Annotated in this window: 9 protein-coding genes and 2 pseudogenes; 7 read left to right on the top strand and 4 right to left on the bottom strand. The window is 60.2% G+C overall.

Going from position 1 to position 13,836, the window contains the following annotated elements:
* The first annotated feature begins 97 nt into the window (after positions 1 to 97).
* Positions 98 to 1,177: a 3-deoxy-7-phosphoheptulonate synthase gene (locus G3T16_RS20625; protein ID WP_163496860.1), complete on the top strand. Its 1,080-nt coding sequence runs from the start codon at positions 98 to 100 to the stop codon at positions 1,175 to 1,177.
* 48 nt (positions 1,178 to 1,225) lie between these two features.
* Here G3T16_RS20625 and nfuA read toward each other — a convergent pair whose 3' ends face one another.
* Positions 1,226 to 1,801, bottom strand: coding sequence for a Fe-S biogenesis protein NfuA (gene nfuA, locus G3T16_RS20620; RefSeq protein WP_163496859.1), 576 nt, complete (start codon positions 1,799 to 1,801; stop codon positions 1,226 to 1,228).
* Positions 1,802 to 2,005: 204 nt separating this feature from the next.
* On the opposite strand from nfuA, the pseudogene metH reads away from it, so the two are divergent.
* Positions 2,006 to 5,703 (top strand): annotated as a pseudogene (gene metH / locus G3T16_RS20615) (methionine synthase).
* Between the two features lie 8 nt (positions 5,704 to 5,711).
* On the top strand, positions 5,712 to 5,969 hold the full coding sequence (locus G3T16_RS20610) for a DUF2970 domain-containing protein (protein ID WP_163496858.1): 258 nt from the start codon (positions 5,712 to 5,714) through the stop codon (positions 5,967 to 5,969).
* Positions 5,970 to 6,015: 46 nt separating this feature from the next.
* Here G3T16_RS20610 and G3T16_RS21415 read toward each other — a convergent pair whose 3' ends face one another.
* The gene (locus G3T16_RS21415; protein ID WP_232059192.1) at positions 6,016 to 6,129 is read right to left on the bottom strand and encodes a methionine synthase; all 114 of its coding nucleotides are present in this window, start codon (positions 6,127 to 6,129) and stop codon (positions 6,016 to 6,018) included.
* Positions 6,130 to 6,376: 247 nt separating this feature from the next.
* Here G3T16_RS21415 and G3T16_RS20605 point away from each other — a divergent pair, with 247 nt between their 5' ends.
* From G3T16_RS20605 to G3T16_RS20595, 3 genes and pseudogenes are all read left to right on the top strand, one after another.
* The gene (locus G3T16_RS20605; protein WP_163496857.1) at positions 6,377 to 8,041 is read left to right on the top strand and encodes a nitrite/sulfite reductase; all 1,665 of its coding nucleotides are present in this window, start codon (positions 6,377 to 6,379) and stop codon (positions 8,039 to 8,041) included.
* Positions 8,025 to 8,492, top strand: a complete 468-nt coding sequence (locus tag G3T16_RS20600; RefSeq protein ID WP_163496856.1) for a DUF934 domain-containing protein — start codon at positions 8,025 to 8,027, stop codon at positions 8,490 to 8,492. The genes G3T16_RS20605 and G3T16_RS20600 overlap by 17 nt, the downstream gene beginning before the upstream one ends.
* Before the next feature lie 114 nt (positions 8,493 to 8,606).
* Positions 8,607 to 9,791 (top strand): annotated as a pseudogene (locus G3T16_RS20595) (cation:proton antiporter domain-containing protein).
* A gap of 133 nt (positions 9,792 to 9,924) precedes the next feature.
* Here G3T16_RS20595 and G3T16_RS20590 read toward each other — a convergent pair.
* Together G3T16_RS20590 and G3T16_RS20585 are read right to left on the bottom strand one after the other, a co-directional pair.
* Positions 9,925 to 10,854, bottom strand: coding sequence for an electron transfer flavoprotein subunit alpha/FixB family protein (locus G3T16_RS20590; protein ID WP_163496855.1), 930 nt, complete (start codon positions 10,852 to 10,854; stop codon positions 9,925 to 9,927).
* A complete protein-coding gene (locus G3T16_RS20585; RefSeq protein ID WP_163496854.1) occupies positions 10,851 to 11,603 on the bottom strand; it encodes an electron transfer flavoprotein subunit beta/FixA family protein in 753 nt (250 codons plus the stop codon). The genes G3T16_RS20590 and G3T16_RS20585 overlap by 4 nt, the downstream gene beginning before the upstream one ends.
* 504 nt (positions 11,604 to 12,107) lie before the next feature.
* Between G3T16_RS20585 and G3T16_RS20580 the strand changes: the two genes are divergently transcribed.
* Positions 12,108 to 13,760: an electron transfer flavoprotein-ubiquinone oxidoreductase gene (locus G3T16_RS20580; RefSeq protein ID WP_163496853.1), complete on the top strand. Its 1,653-nt coding sequence runs from the start codon at positions 12,108 to 12,110 to the stop codon at positions 13,758 to 13,760.
* Positions 13,761 to 13,836: the final 76 nt, after the last annotated feature.

The following is a 13,836-nucleotide window of genomic DNA, read 5'->3' as shown; positions in this document are numbered from 1 at the left end:
GGCCATTCCTACCCAAAGCCGTGACGCTGCTATAAACTATTGCGCCCTGCCAGGTACGGTGGCGCCGGCAGTGGACACTCTAGTCAGGTAACGATCAATGAGCAATATGGAAGTACACAACGTCAATGTGGCCTCGCAGGGGGTTTTGGTCACGCCCGAGGAGCTGAAACAGGCACTGCCGCTGACCGAGGCTGCGCGGGAACTGCTGACTGACAGCCGGCAGGCGATCTGGGATATTCTGGATCGCAGGGATCACCGGATTTTTGTGGTGGTCGGGCCCTGTTCCATCCACGATGTAACCGCCGCGCTGGACTACGCCCGCCGCCTCAAGACACTGGCGGATGAGGTGGGGGACACCTTGTGCCTGGTGATGCGGGTCTACTTTGAAAAACCCCGCACCACGGTGGGCTGGAAGGGCCTGATCAACGACCCCTACCTGGACGACTCCTTCAAGATCGAAGAAGGTCTGCATATTGGCCGTCGCCTGCTGCTGGACATACTGGAGCTGGGCCTGCCGACCGCCACCGAGGCGCTGGACCCCATTTCCCCGCAATACCTGCAGGATCTCATCACCTGGTCCGCGATTGGCGCGCGTACCACGGAATCCCAGACCCACCGCGAAATGGCCAGTGGCCTGTCATCACCGGTCGGATTCAAGAATGGCACCGATGGAGGTCTCACCGTCGCCACCAATGCGCTCAATTCCGTGGCCAAGCCGCATCGCTTTCTGGGGATCAATCGCCAGGGGCAGGTATCGGTGTTCACGACCCGCGGCAATCGCTACGGTCATATCGTCCTGCGCGGTGGCAGTACCGGGCCCAACTATGACTCGGTCCACGTCAAGCTCTGCGAGGAGGCGCTGGCGAGTGCCGGGATACCGCAAAACATCATGGTTGACTGCAGCCACGCCAACTCCAACAAGCAACCGGAGCTGCAGCCGCTGGTAGTCGAGGACGTCGCCAACCAGATTCTGAAGGGCAACCGTTCGATCGTCGGTCTGATGATAGAAAGTCACATCAACCCGGGCAATCAGCCCATTCCCGCTAACCTGGCGGATCTCGAGTACGGCGTATCGGTGACCGATGGCTGTATCGGCTGGGACACCACCGCACAGTGTCTGCGGGACTTGCGTGACCGATTGCGGGAGGTGTTGCCGGAGCGGCTCGCGCAGCCCTGATGCGCCGCGGCTCGCTGGAGCCGGCGGCGCCGATCGTGGCAGCCGGGATCAGATGTAGGCGTTGCTGCGGTCGCTGTGGTCGGTCGTGTCCCGGACACCGGTCAGTTGCGGCAACTGTTCAAGCAGGGTCTTCTCCACTCCGCCCTTCAGGGTCTGGTCGACCATGCCACAGCCCTGGCAGCCGCCGCCAAACTTCAGGATCGCCACCTTGTCATCGGTGATTTCAACCAGACTGACCTCGCCTCCGTGGGCGGCCAGGGCCGGGTTGACCTCGTTGTACAGCACATAATTGATCCGGTCCTCCAGCGGGCTGTCTTCACCTACCCGAGGCAGCTTGGCATTGGGCGCCTTGATGGTGAGCTGGCCGCCCATCCTGTCCTTGGCGTAGTCGACCAGGGCATCTTCCAGGAACGGCAGGCTGCGGCCGTCGAACCAGGCAGTGAATGCCTCGTATTTGTGCTCCTGATCATCGTCCTGAATATCGCCTTCGCGACAGTAGGCAATGCAGGTTTCCGCCCGTGGTGTGCCCGGCTGATTGATAAATACCCTGACGCCCAGAGCGTCTTCCTGTTTCTCCAGAAGTTCGGCGAGATAAGCCTGTGCCGATTCGGTGATGGTGACCATGTTGTCCTTCCATTCCTACTAAATTACTCAAGTATTCTAACAAACTTCAACGGTGCTGCGCGAGGGCTGATTTCACGGTAGCGCAAGGTTCCTCCAAGTGGCCCGGAATCTGTTAGAATGCCGCGCTTTTCCCCTTCCCGGGATCCGGGCCGGGTACCGCGGCCGTCTTGACTGGCGGGCGGCTGACAACGTACAGGAATCAACATGCAGCAACCGAAGACGCAGCAGACACGGCAATCTCTGGAGGAAGCTCTCAAGCAGCGCATCCTGGTTCTGGACGGCGCCATGGGAACCATGATCCAGGCCGAGGAGCTGCAGGATGCCGATTACCGCGGCGAGCGCTTTGCGGACCATGCCGGCGATCTCAAGGGCAACAATGACCTGCTGTCGCTGACCCGGCCCGACGTCATCGCCCGCATTCATCGCCGCTACCTGGAAGCCGGCGCCGACATTATCGGCACCAATACCTTCAACAGCACGGCGGTGGCCCAGGGTGATTACCAACTGTCTGCGTTGGCGCCGGAACTCAACCTGGCCGGCGCACGGATCGCGCGTCAGGCAGCCGATGAGATCAGCGCCCGCGATCCAGCCAGGCCGCGCTACGTCGCCGGCATTCTGGGCCCGACGCCCCGTACTGCCTCCATATCACCCGACGTCAACGATCCCGGCGCCCGCAATATCCACTTCGCCGAGCTGCAACGTGATTATGCCGCCGCCACCCGGGCCCTGATCGAGGGCGGCGTCGACCTGCTGATGATCGAGACCATCTTCGATACCCTCAACGCCAAGGCCGCGATTTTTGCGGTGCAATCGGTGTTCGAGGAACTCGATACCGAGCTGCCACTGATGATATCGGTGACCTTTCCGGATATCAGTGGCCGGGTCTTGTCGGGCCAGAGTCCGGAGGCCTTCTGGAACGCCATAGCCCACGCCAAACCGCTGATTGTCGGCAGTAACTGCGGCCGTCGTTTCAAGGAGATACGTCCCTTCCTGGAGGAGCTGGCCGCCGTAGCCGAGTGCTATTTCAGCGCTCATCTCAACGCCGGCCTGCCCAATGCCTTCGGCGAATACGATGAATCGCCCGAGGACATGTTCGAGGATTTTCGCGGTTTCGCCAAGCGCGGCTTGCTCAACCTGGCAGGCGGCTGCTGCGGTACCACGCCACATCACATCGAGGCCATTGCGCGGGCGGTGCAGGACGTGCCGCCCCGGCCCTGCCCGAGCGAGAACCCGCCTGTCGCCTGAGTGGACTGGAACCGTTCAACATCCATCCCGACAGCTTGTTTGTGAACGTCGGCGAACGCTGCAACGTCACCGGTTCTGCCCGCTTCAAGCGACTGGTTCTGGACGGTGACTACGAGGCCGCCCTGGACGTGGCCCGCGCCCAGGTGGAGGACGGCGCCCAGATCATCGATATCAACATGGATGAGGGCATGCTGGACGCCGAACAGGCGATGGTGACCTTCCTCAATCTGGTTGCATCGGAACCGGATATCTCGCGGGTCCCGATCATGGTGGATTCCTCCCGCTGGAATGTCATCGAGGCCGGACTCAGGTGCATCCAGGGCAAGCCGGTGGTGAATTCCATCAGCCTCAAGTCAGGCGAAGAGGAGTTCATCCAGCAGGCCACGCTGTGCAAGCGCTACGGTGCTGCCGTCGTGGTGATGGCCTTTGACGAGCAGGGCCAGGCGGACAACCTGCAGCGGCGCAAGGACATCTGCCGCCGCACCTGGGAGCTGCTGGTGGACAAGGTCGGCTTCAACCCCAACGACATCATCTTCGATCCCAATATCTTTGCGGTGGCGACCGGAATAGACGAACACAACAACTACGCGGTGGAGTTCATTGAGGCCACCCGCTATATCAAGGATTTCCTGCCTGGCGCGCTGGTCTCGGGCGGCGTCTCCAATGTGTCCTTTTCCTTCCGCGGCAACAATGTGGTACGCGAAGCCATCCACTCCGTGTTCCTGTATCACGCCATCCGCGCCGGCATGGATATGGGAATCGTCAATGCCGGTCAGCTGGCGGTTTACGACGAATTGCCCGCAGAGCTGCGCGAGGCCGTGGAGGATGTGATTCTCAACCGCAACGATGCGGGTACCGAGCGTTTGCTGGAGCTGGCGGAGCGCTACCGGGACAGCGGCACCGGCGTCGAGCGCACGGAGGATCTCAGCTGGCGCGACAACCCGGTATCCCGGCGCCTGGAGTATGCGCTGGTCAAGGGCATCAACAACTGGATAGTAGAAGATGCCGAGGAAGCCAGACAGCAGCTCCCGCACCCGATAGAGGTCATCGAAGGGCCGTTGATGGACGGCATGAACGTGGTCGGCGACCTGTTCGGCGAGGGCAAGATGTTCCTGCCCCAGGTGGTCAAGAGCGCGCGCGTGATGAAGCAGGCCGTGGCCTATCTGCAGCCCTATATCGAGGCGGAAAAAACCGACAGCACCCAGACCAACGGCAAAATCCTGATGGCCACGGTCAAAGGGGATGTACACGACATCGGCAAGAATATTGTCGGCGTGGTACTGCAGTGCAACAACTTTGAGGTCATCGATCTGGGTGTCATGGTGCACTGCGACGAAATCCTACGCGTGGCGCGGGAGGAAAAAGTGGACATTATCGGCCTCAGCGGCCTGATCACCCCGTCGCTGGATGAAATGGTGCACGTAGCCAGCGAGATGCAGCGGCAGGATTTCCAGCTGCCGCTGATGATCGGGGGCGCGACCACCTCCAAGGCTCACACCGCGGTCAAGATAGAGCCGCGCTACAGCAACGACCTGGTGGTCTATGTGCCGGATGCTTCCCGCAGCGTGTCGGTGGCAACCCAACTGATGGGCCTGGGCAAGCCCAAATTTGTCGCCGAACGGCGGGAGGAGTACACAGGAGTGCGCGAACGGGTCGCCGCCCGCAAACCGCGGACACGCCAATTGAAGTACGCTGAAGCGGTGGCTCGCGCTCCCCAATTCGACTGGCAGCACTACACCCCACCGCGCCCGACCTTCATCGGCACCCGCGTGTTTGAGGATTTCCCGCTGGAGAAACTGGTCGACACCATCGACTGGACCCCGTTCTTCATCTCCTGGGAAATGGCCGGCAAGTATCCAAAGATATTTGACGACGCCGTAGTCGGCCCCCAGGCCAGGGAACTGTTTGCCGATGCCCAGGCGCTGCTGCAGCGCATGGTCAGCGAGCGGCTGATCACGGCCAGCGCGACAATCGGCTTCTGGCCAGCGGCACGCAATGGCAGCGATGACATCGACCTGTTTGCGGATGAAAATCGCGACCGGGTGATCGCCACCCTGCACCACCTGCGCCAGCAGATGGACAAGCCCAACGGCGAGCCCAACCTGTGCCTGGCTGACTACATCGCGCCCCCGGACGCAGCTGCACCCGACTACATCGGCGCCTTTTGCGTCACCACGGGCCACGGCGTGGACGCTCTGTCGAACTCATTCCTGGCGGATCATGACGACTACAACAGCATCATGGTCAAGGCTCTGGCGGACCGTCTGGCCGAGTCCTTTGCGGAGTATCTGCACCGCTGGGTACGCACCGAACTGTGGGGCTATGCGCCGGACGAGCAACTCAGCAACGAGGAACTGGTGCGGGAACGCTATCGCGGTATCCGGCCCGCGCCAGGCTACCCGGCCTGTCCCGACCACACCGAGAAGGCGACGTTGTTTGAACTGCTGCAGGCGCCCGCCACCTGCGGCGTCACGCTGTCGGACAATTTTGCAATGACGCCCGCCTCCGCCGTCAGCGGTTTTTACTTCTCCCACCCCGAGGCGCGTTATTTTGCGGTCGGCAAGATCAGCCGTGACCAGGTCGCCAGCGTCGCCGCCCGCAAGGACATGCGGCTGGATGAGATAGAGCGCTGGCTGGCACCGGTTCTGGATTATTGAGGTTCGCCATGAATGAGCAGCAAGACAAGCAGGAACAGAAAGCAGATCAGGATCCGGAGGCAGAGAAATCGTCTTTGAAGCCCTGGCATGTGATCAGCAGCATATTTGCCGCAGGCCTGGGCGTGCAGAGCAGCCGCAACCGCGAACGGGATTTCAAGCAGGGCAAGTTCGGAGTCTTCATAGCAGCAGGGCTGATCTTCACCCTGCTGTTCATCGCCGTGGTCTACGGCATCGTGCAACTGGTGCTGTCAGGAACGGGCGGCTGATTCGCGTCAGCGTAACCGGGGCTTCGGCTACCGGCGCGACGCCAACTCAGCCAGGCATGCCAGCGAGCCACAGGTACAGGCCGAATACAACGATAGCGATGATTGCGGTGGCCGCTATCGCGTCCGCGCGGCCGTCGTCGTTCTGTAGTGAATTTGACATCGTCAGGCTCCAGGTATGTAAGTGTGCAGCTAATCCGGCTGTGCCGGCGGCAAAGTTCGGTGGGCAATTATAGCAGGAAATGCCGCCGGTCCAATCTCGATCATTGGATTTGCAGCCTTTAGCTGCAGTTCGCATATATCTGAAACACGGGTTCTAACCTTATGAAAATTCAGCATAATTGGGGCCGGGAATTTCTGGTAAGGTAGCGCCTCCAAATTAGCAGGCTTCCTGAACACAGGACACTTTGATGTACATCTATGATCAATACGACCAGCGCATCGTCGATGAGCGGGTTTCCCAGTTCCGCCAGCAGACCCGGCGCTACCTTGCCGGAGAGCTCAATGAAGCCGAGTTTCTGCCGCTGCGTCTGCAAAATGGCCTCTATGTGCAGCGGCTGGCCCCAATGTTGCGTATCGCAGTGCCCTATGGACTGCTCAACAGCCGGCAACTGCGCAAGCTGGCCCATATTACCCGTCACTATGACAAGGGCTACGCGCATGTCAGCACCCGGCAGAACATCCAGCTGAACTGGCCCCAGCTGGAAGAGGTTCCGGACATTCTGGCTGAGCTGGCCAGTGTGCAGATGCATGCCATTCAGACCAGCGGCAACTGCATTCGCAATACCACCACCGACCAGTTTGCCGGGGTGGCTGCCGATGAACGGGAAGACCCCCGCCCGTGGTGCGAAATCATCCGCCAGTGGTCCACGCTGCATCCCGAGTTTGCCTTCCTACCGCGCAAGTTCAAGATTGCCGTCTGCGCCAGTGAACAGGATCGCGCCGCGATACACGCCCACGATATCGGCCTGGAGATTCTCGCCAATGATCAGGGAGAGCACGGCTTCCGGGTACTGGCGGGCGGCGGCCTGGGACGCACCCCGGTTATCGGTTCGGTGGTGTGCGAGTGGCTTGAAAAGCGCCACCTGTTGACCTATCTCGAAGCCATCCTGCGGGTCTACAACCAGCACGGCAGGCGCGACAACAAGTTCAAGGCGCGGATCAAGATTCTGGTAAAGGCCATGGGTATCGAGCAGTTCCGCGCTGCAGTCGAGCGTGAATGGGAATCCTTGCGCGACGGCCCCTCCACGCTTACAGAGCAGGAGATTGCCCGGGCCCAGTCCTTTTTCACGGCCCCTGACTACGCTGCCGTGGACGGCGGAGCCAGCGCCCGCGAATTGCGTACCCGCTGCGAGGCCGAGCCCATATTTGGCAACTGGGTCCGCCGCAATACGGCCGCCCACCGGGTACCCGGCTACCAGGCGGTCACCATCTCCCTGAAAGCGACCGGCTTCGCGCCCGGTGATGTCACCGATACCCAGTTGGAACTGCTGGCAAACCTGGCCGACCAGTTTTCCTTCGGCGAGCTGCGCACTACGCACCAGCAGAACATGGTGCTGGCCGACGTACGCCAAACAGATCTCTACGCACTGTGGCAGCGCCTGCAGGCGGCTGGGCTGGCGACGCCCAATATCGGCTACCTTACCGATGTGATCTGCTGCCCCGGCGGCGACTACTGCTCGCTGGCCAATGCGAAATCCATCCCGGTTGCCGAAGCCATCCAGGCGCGGTTTGAGGATCTGGACTACCTGTATGACCTGGGGCCAATAGAACTCAACATCAGCGGCTGCATGAACGCCTGTGGGCATCACCATATCGGCCACATCGGTATTCTCGGTGTCGACAAGAAAGGCGCCGAATTCTACCAGGTCAGCCTTGGCGGCAGTCAGTCCCGGGAGGCCGCGATAGGCAAGATCCTCGGCCCCTCATTCAGTCAGCAGGACATGCCGGAAGTGATTGACAAGATTCTCGGTACCTATGTTGACCTGCGTCGGGAAGAGGAAACCTTCCTGCAAACCTACAACCGGGTCGGTATCGACCCCTTCAAGGAGCGGGTATATGCCAGGACTCATTAAGCATGGAGCCATCACCCGTGATGACTGGCTGCCGCCCGTTGCCGATGCTGAGCTCGCCCCGCCGGAGCACCTGCCGACACTGAGCCAGTGTCTGGCGCTGGCAGAAGAGGCAGGTCCGGCCGTACAGCTTGAGCCGGGAGAGGGAGTGGCGGATCTGCTGCCGCTACTGGCGCGCCTGAGCCTGGTGGCGATCAATTTCCCGGTATTTACTGATGGCCGGGGTTTCTCCTACGGCCGGGAGCTGCGCGAGCGCGGCTATAGTGGCGAACTGCGGGCGGTGGGTAACTTTCTGCCCGACCAGATGCACTACCTGCAGCGTTGTGGCTTCGATGCCTTCCAGTTCAGCGATCAGACCCGACTGGAGGAAGGCCTGCGCCAGCTCAACCTGTTCTCCGAGCACTACCAGGGCGCCATTGACCAGCCGCTGCCGTTGTTTCGCCGCCGCGCCTGAGAGCCTGCAACCTGGTCCGCACTGCGGCTCAGGTCACAACGACGATGAGCCGTATCCGCACGGGACCGCGTTGGTTACACTGCAGCTTGGGAAGCAGGCGCGGTCGTTGGCAGAATGGATGTCAGTACAGTCACTTTTTCATTTTTCCTGATTTTCAGCGGGGCCGCGATCTTTGCCTCGATCGCGCTGTACACCCGGCAGCCGCTGATCATCGCTTATATTGCCCTGGGAGCCTGCATCGGCCCCTACGGCTTGAGCCTGGTCAAGGACCTCAAGCTGCTGTCCGACATCGGCCATATCGGCATCATTTTCCTGTTGTTCCTGCTGGGACTGGACATGCAGCCCAGGGCACTGTCTACCACGCTGCGTAAATCCACTGTCGTCGCGGTAATCAGCTCGGCCGTGTTTGTGCTGGTGGGCTTCGCTGTGGCAGCGGGTTTCGGTTTTGGCAGCAAGGATGCGCTGGTCATCGGCGCAACGATGATGTTTTCCTCCACTATCATCGGCATCAAGCTGCTGCCCACGACCATCCTGCACCACCGCCATATCGGCGAATTGATGGTCGGCCTGTTGCTGCTGCAGGACCTGTTTGCCATTATCGTGCTGATGGTACTGATGAGCGCGACCGGCCCGGCCTCGGCCACCGAGATGGACGTGGGGCTTAAACTGGCTCTGTCATTGCTGAGCCTGCCAGTACTGGCTGTTGCCGCCTGGCTCCTTGTGCGGTACCTGCTATTGCCGCTGATCACGCGCTTTGACCGTTTTCACGAGTATATTTTCCTGGTGGCGATCGGCTGGTGACTGGGGATGGCGGAAGCTGCTGTCATGCTGGGACTTTCGGCTGAAATCGGGGCGTTTATTGCGGGTATCGCCATCGCCACCAGTCCCATCTCCCAGTACATTGCTGTCAGTCTGCGGCCGCTGCGCGATTTCTTCCTGATTCTCTTTTTCTTCTCGGTCGGCGCTCGCTTTGATCTGGCCCTGCTGGAAACAGTGCTGTTACCGACACTGGTGCTGGCGGCGCTGGTATTGACACTGAAACCGTTGGTCTACCGCTACCTGCTGTCCGGCTTCAGCGAAACCCGGGAACTGGCCTGGGACCTTGGCTTTCGCCTCGGCCAGGGCAGCGAATTTTCCCTGCTGATCGCCTATGTGGCGCTGGCCAATGCGGTGATATCAGAGCAGGCCTCACTGCTGATCCAGGCCACCACCATTCTGACGCTGGTGGCCTCATCCTATATCGTGGTATTGAACTACCCCACCCCGATCGCTATTTCGGATCGACTGCGGCGGGATTAGTGTCCCTGCCGCCGGGCCAGCGCCACCTGAAGCGGAACAGCACGGGGCATGAGCCATTCATGAAAAAGCCGGCTGCAAGCCGGCTTGATTGGAACCCGGAGACGGCGCAGCCGCTCCGGTAATCGGCGGCGTATTACAGCGCCGCTTCCAGTTCGGGCAGGGCCGTGAACAGGTCTGCCACCAGCCCGTAATCGGCGACCTGAAAGATCGGCGCGTCCTCGTCCTTGTTGATCGCGACGATCACCTTCGAGTCCTTCATGCCCGCCAGATGCTGGATCGCGCCGGAGATGCCGACCGCAATATACAGATCCGGAGCGACAATCTTGCCGGTCTGTCCCACCTGCATGTCATTGGGCACGAAGCCCGCGTCGACGGCCGCACGGGAGGCGCCAATGGCAGCCCCGAGCTTGTCGGCGATGCCTTCCAGCAACTTGAAGTTCTCTCCGTTCTGCATGCCACGGCCGCCGGAAATCACTATGCTGGCCGCAGTCAGCTCCGGCCGGTCAGACACTGCAACCTCCTCGCCGATGAAGCTGGAAATACCGGCATCATGGACCGAATCGACGGCCTCGATGGTAGCGGAACCACCCTCGGCGGCAACTGCGTCAAACGCCGTGGTGCGCACCGTGATGACCTTCTTGGCATCGCTGGTTTGCACGGTTGCGATGACGTTGCCGGCATAGACAGGGCGTTTGAAGGTATCGGCGGACTCCACTGCGACGATGTCGGAAATCTGGGCGACATCCAGCAATGCGGCAACGCGCGGCAGGGTGTTTTTGCCGTTGCTGGTCGAAGCGGCCACGATATTGTCGTAGGCTGCAGCGAGTTCCGCGATCAACAGGCTGATATTCTCTGCCAGTTGGTGCTCATAGGCGGCGTTATCTGCCACCAGCACCTTGCCGATACCCGGCACGGCAGCGGCCTGCTCAGCAACTGCCGCGCAATCTGCACCGGCCACCAGCATATCGATGTCGGCGCCCATGGCCTGGGCAGCGGCAACCGCGTTCAGTGTGGCGGGCTTCAGGCTGCTGTTGTCGTGCTCTGCGATTACCAGTGTGCTCATGAGATTACCTTCGCCTCGTTCTTCAGTTTGTCGACCAGCTGGGCGACGTCCTCAACCTTGATGCCAGCCTTGCGCTCGGCCGGCGGCTCAACCCGTAGCTGGACCAGGTGAGTGGTGATCTCCACGCCCAGGTCCGCCGGTGTATACACATCCAGCTGCTTCTTCTTGGCTTTCATGATGTTGGGCAACGAGGCGTAGCGGGGTTCATTGAGACGCAGGTCGGTAGTGACAATCGCGGGCATGCTCAGGCTGATAGTCTGCAGGCCCCCGTCGATCTCACGAATCACCTTGAGTTTGTCGTCCTCCACCTTCACCTCAGAGGCAAAAGTCCCCTGCGGCATGTTAGTCAGTGCGCCCAACATTTGCCCGGTCTGGTTGTTGTCACCATCGATGGACTGCTTGCCCAAAATAACCAGCTGCGGCTGCTCTTTCTCAACCACGCCCTTGAGCAGTTTCGCCACTACCAGCGGCTCTACCTTGCCTTCGGTTTCAACGTGGATACCGCGGTCTGCGCCCAGCGCCAGCGCCGTGCGAATCTGCTCCTGGCAGGGCTTCTCGCCTACGGAAACTGCGATGATCTCGGTTACAACGCCTGCTTCCTTGAGACGCACCGCCTCTTCCACAGCAATTTCACAGAATGGGTTGATGGCCATTTTGACGTTGTTCAGATCAACATCACTGCCATCGCCCTTGGCACGAACCTTGACGTTGTAGTCAACCACGCGCTTTACGGCAACAAGAACCTTCATAGGATTTCCAATGGTGTATTGAGTGGGTTTCAGGCGGCTGGCGTGCGGTTTTCTGCCACCCCGCAGTTTATCGGCCCGGTATGTTGCCGCCAAACCCGTGGCGCGTCAATAGCGCCGGGCGACACTGAAATTAACTATAGCCGACAATCGGGCCATACCTGGCATTCACGGCATTTATAGTAATATACCTTTAAAAATTATATACTTGGCTAAGCTGTACACCTTATATTTTGTAGAATATCCGGCCACAGGTGCCGGGGTGTCGGACGGAAGGCTGGCACTTCGACCGCCGAGACATCGGCCGGGATGGAGTGTTCAAGACACGCCGTGAACCCTTCCATGGGGGCTCGTATGCGACGTCCATGTCACATACGGTCTTGAACACTCCATCCCGGCCGATGTCTCTACCCTGATAGCCGACCAGGGGGACAGCAAAGACTGACAGGCATTTTTAATCCGGAAAGACCGTTTTCGGTAGTTCAGCTGCAGTGAGAGGAGCAAACCTTGGAACGTGAATCAATGGAATTCGACGTGGTCATCGTCGGCGCGGGCCCTGCGGGCCTGGCGGCGGCCTGCCGTATCATGCAACTGGCCCGCGAGCAGGAGCGTGAAATCAGCGTTTGTGTGGTCGAAAAAGGTTCCGAGGTCGGCGCCCATATCCTGTCGGGAGCCGTGTTCGAGCCGCGCGCACTGACCGAGTTGTTTCCCGATTGGGCCGGGATGGACGCCCCGCTGACAACCGCCGTTACCGGGGACCAGTTCTTCTTCTATACCAGCGGCAAAAATGCGATCAAACTGCCTCATTTTCTGCTGCCCAAGCCCACCCACAACGACGGCAACTACATTGTTTCCATGGGCAACGTCTGCCGCTGGCTGGCGGAACAGGCTGAAAACCTGGGCGTGGAAGTCTACCCGGGTTTTGCCGCGGCGGAAGTGCTGTATCACGACGATGGCAGGGTCAAGGGCATTGCTACCGGCGACATGGGTGTCAGTGCCAGCGGCGAGCACAAGGGCAACTATACGCCCGGCATGGAACTGCATGCCAAATACACGCTGTTCGCGGAGGGTTGCCGCGGCCACCTGGGGAAGCAACTGATCAGCAAGTTTGCCCTGGACGAAGGCAAGGACCCGCAACATTACGGCCTCGGCATCAAGGAAATCTGGGAAATCCCGGCGGAGCAGCACCAGCAGGGTCTGGTCGTCCACGGCATGGGCTGGCCACTGCAGGAAAGCAACGCCAGCGGCGGCGCCTTCCTCTACCATGCTGACAACAATCAGGTCTACGTAGGCTTGATTACGGATCTCAACTACAGCAATCCCCACTTGAATCCGTTCCAGGAGTTTCAGCGCTGGAAGCTCCACCCGGAGACACTCAAGGTGTTGGAGGGCGGCTCCCGGATCAGCTACGGCGCCCGGGCGATCGCCAAGGGTGGTCTGAACTCGCTGCCGAAGATGCACTTTCCTGGCGGACTGCTGATCGGCTGCGATGCCGGCACCCTGAACAGTGTCAAGATCAAGGGCAATCACACGGCGATGAAAAGTGGCATGCTGGCGGCAGAGGAAGTCGTCGAGGCACTGGCTCAGGGAGACTCGGCGCCGGCGGAGCTCAGCGGCTATGCCGACAGGATAGAGGCGTCCTGGCTCTACGATGAGCTCTACAGCTCCCGTAACTTCAGCGGTTTCATGCACAAGTTCGGCACCCTGTTGGGGTCAGCGATGGTGTGGATTGACCAGACCATCTTCCGCGGCAAATTGCCGTTCACATTGAACGATACCGTGCCGGACTATGCCACCCTGAAGCCGGCAGCAGACTGCAGGAAGCCCAGCTACCCCAAACCCGACAACAAGATCACCTTCGACCGTTTGTCATCGGTATTCCTGTCCAACACCAACCACGAGGAAGACCAGCCCTGCCACCTCACCCTGATAGATCCGGAAGTGCCTCTGAAACAAAATCTGCCACGTTTTGACGAACCCGCGCAGCGCTATTGTCCGGCTGGAGTGTATGAAGTGGTCGAAGATGCCCAGGGACAGCGCTTCCAGATCAATGCGCAGAACTGCGTACATTGCAAAACCTGCGATATCAAGGATCCTGCCCAGAATATCGTCTGGGTTACGCCGGAAGGTTTCGGGGGGCCCAACTACCCGAACATGTGACATGAGGGTATAACCAGGAGCGCGGCCCGTGTCGTGAACTTCGGGCGACCTGACAATCGCGCTCCGCACTTTCCTG

This window comes from Kineobactrum salinum (assembly GCF_010669285.1).
GTDB lineage: Bacteria > Pseudomonadota > Gammaproteobacteria > Pseudomonadales > Halieaceae > Kineobactrum > Kineobactrum salinum.
This window is presented reverse-complemented; position numbering and strand designations above follow the sequence as displayed.

Bases quoted from the DNA above. Each gene is read 5' to 3' on its own strand.
- G3T16_RS20625 (WP_163496860.1), top strand. From the start codon at position 98: ATGAGCAATATGGAAGTACACAACGTCAATGTGGCCTCGCAGGGGGTT.
- G3T16_RS20600 (WP_163496856.1), top strand. From the start codon at position 8,025: ATGCCAGGACTCATTAAGCATGGAGCCATCACCCGTGATGACTGGCTG.
- G3T16_RS21415 (WP_232059192.1), bottom strand. From the start codon at position 6,129: ATGTCAAATTCACTACAGAACGACGACGGCCGCGCGGACGCGATAGCG.
- G3T16_RS20605 (WP_163496857.1), top strand. From the start codon at position 6,377: ATGTACATCTATGATCAATACGACCAGCGCATCGTCGATGAGCGGGTT.
- G3T16_RS20590 (WP_163496855.1), bottom strand. From the start codon at position 10,854: ATGAGCACACTGGTAATCGCAGAGCACGACAACAGCAGCCTGAAGCCC.
- nfuA (WP_163496859.1), bottom strand. From the start codon at position 1,801: ATGGTCACCATCACCGAATCGGCACAGGCTTATCTCGCCGAACTTCTG.
- G3T16_RS20610 (WP_163496858.1), top strand. From the start codon at position 5,712: ATGAATGAGCAGCAAGACAAGCAGGAACAGAAAGCAGATCAGGATCCG.
- G3T16_RS20585 (WP_163496854.1), bottom strand. From the start codon at position 11,603: ATGAAGGTTCTTGTTGCCGTAAAGCGCGTGGTTGACTACAACGTCAAG.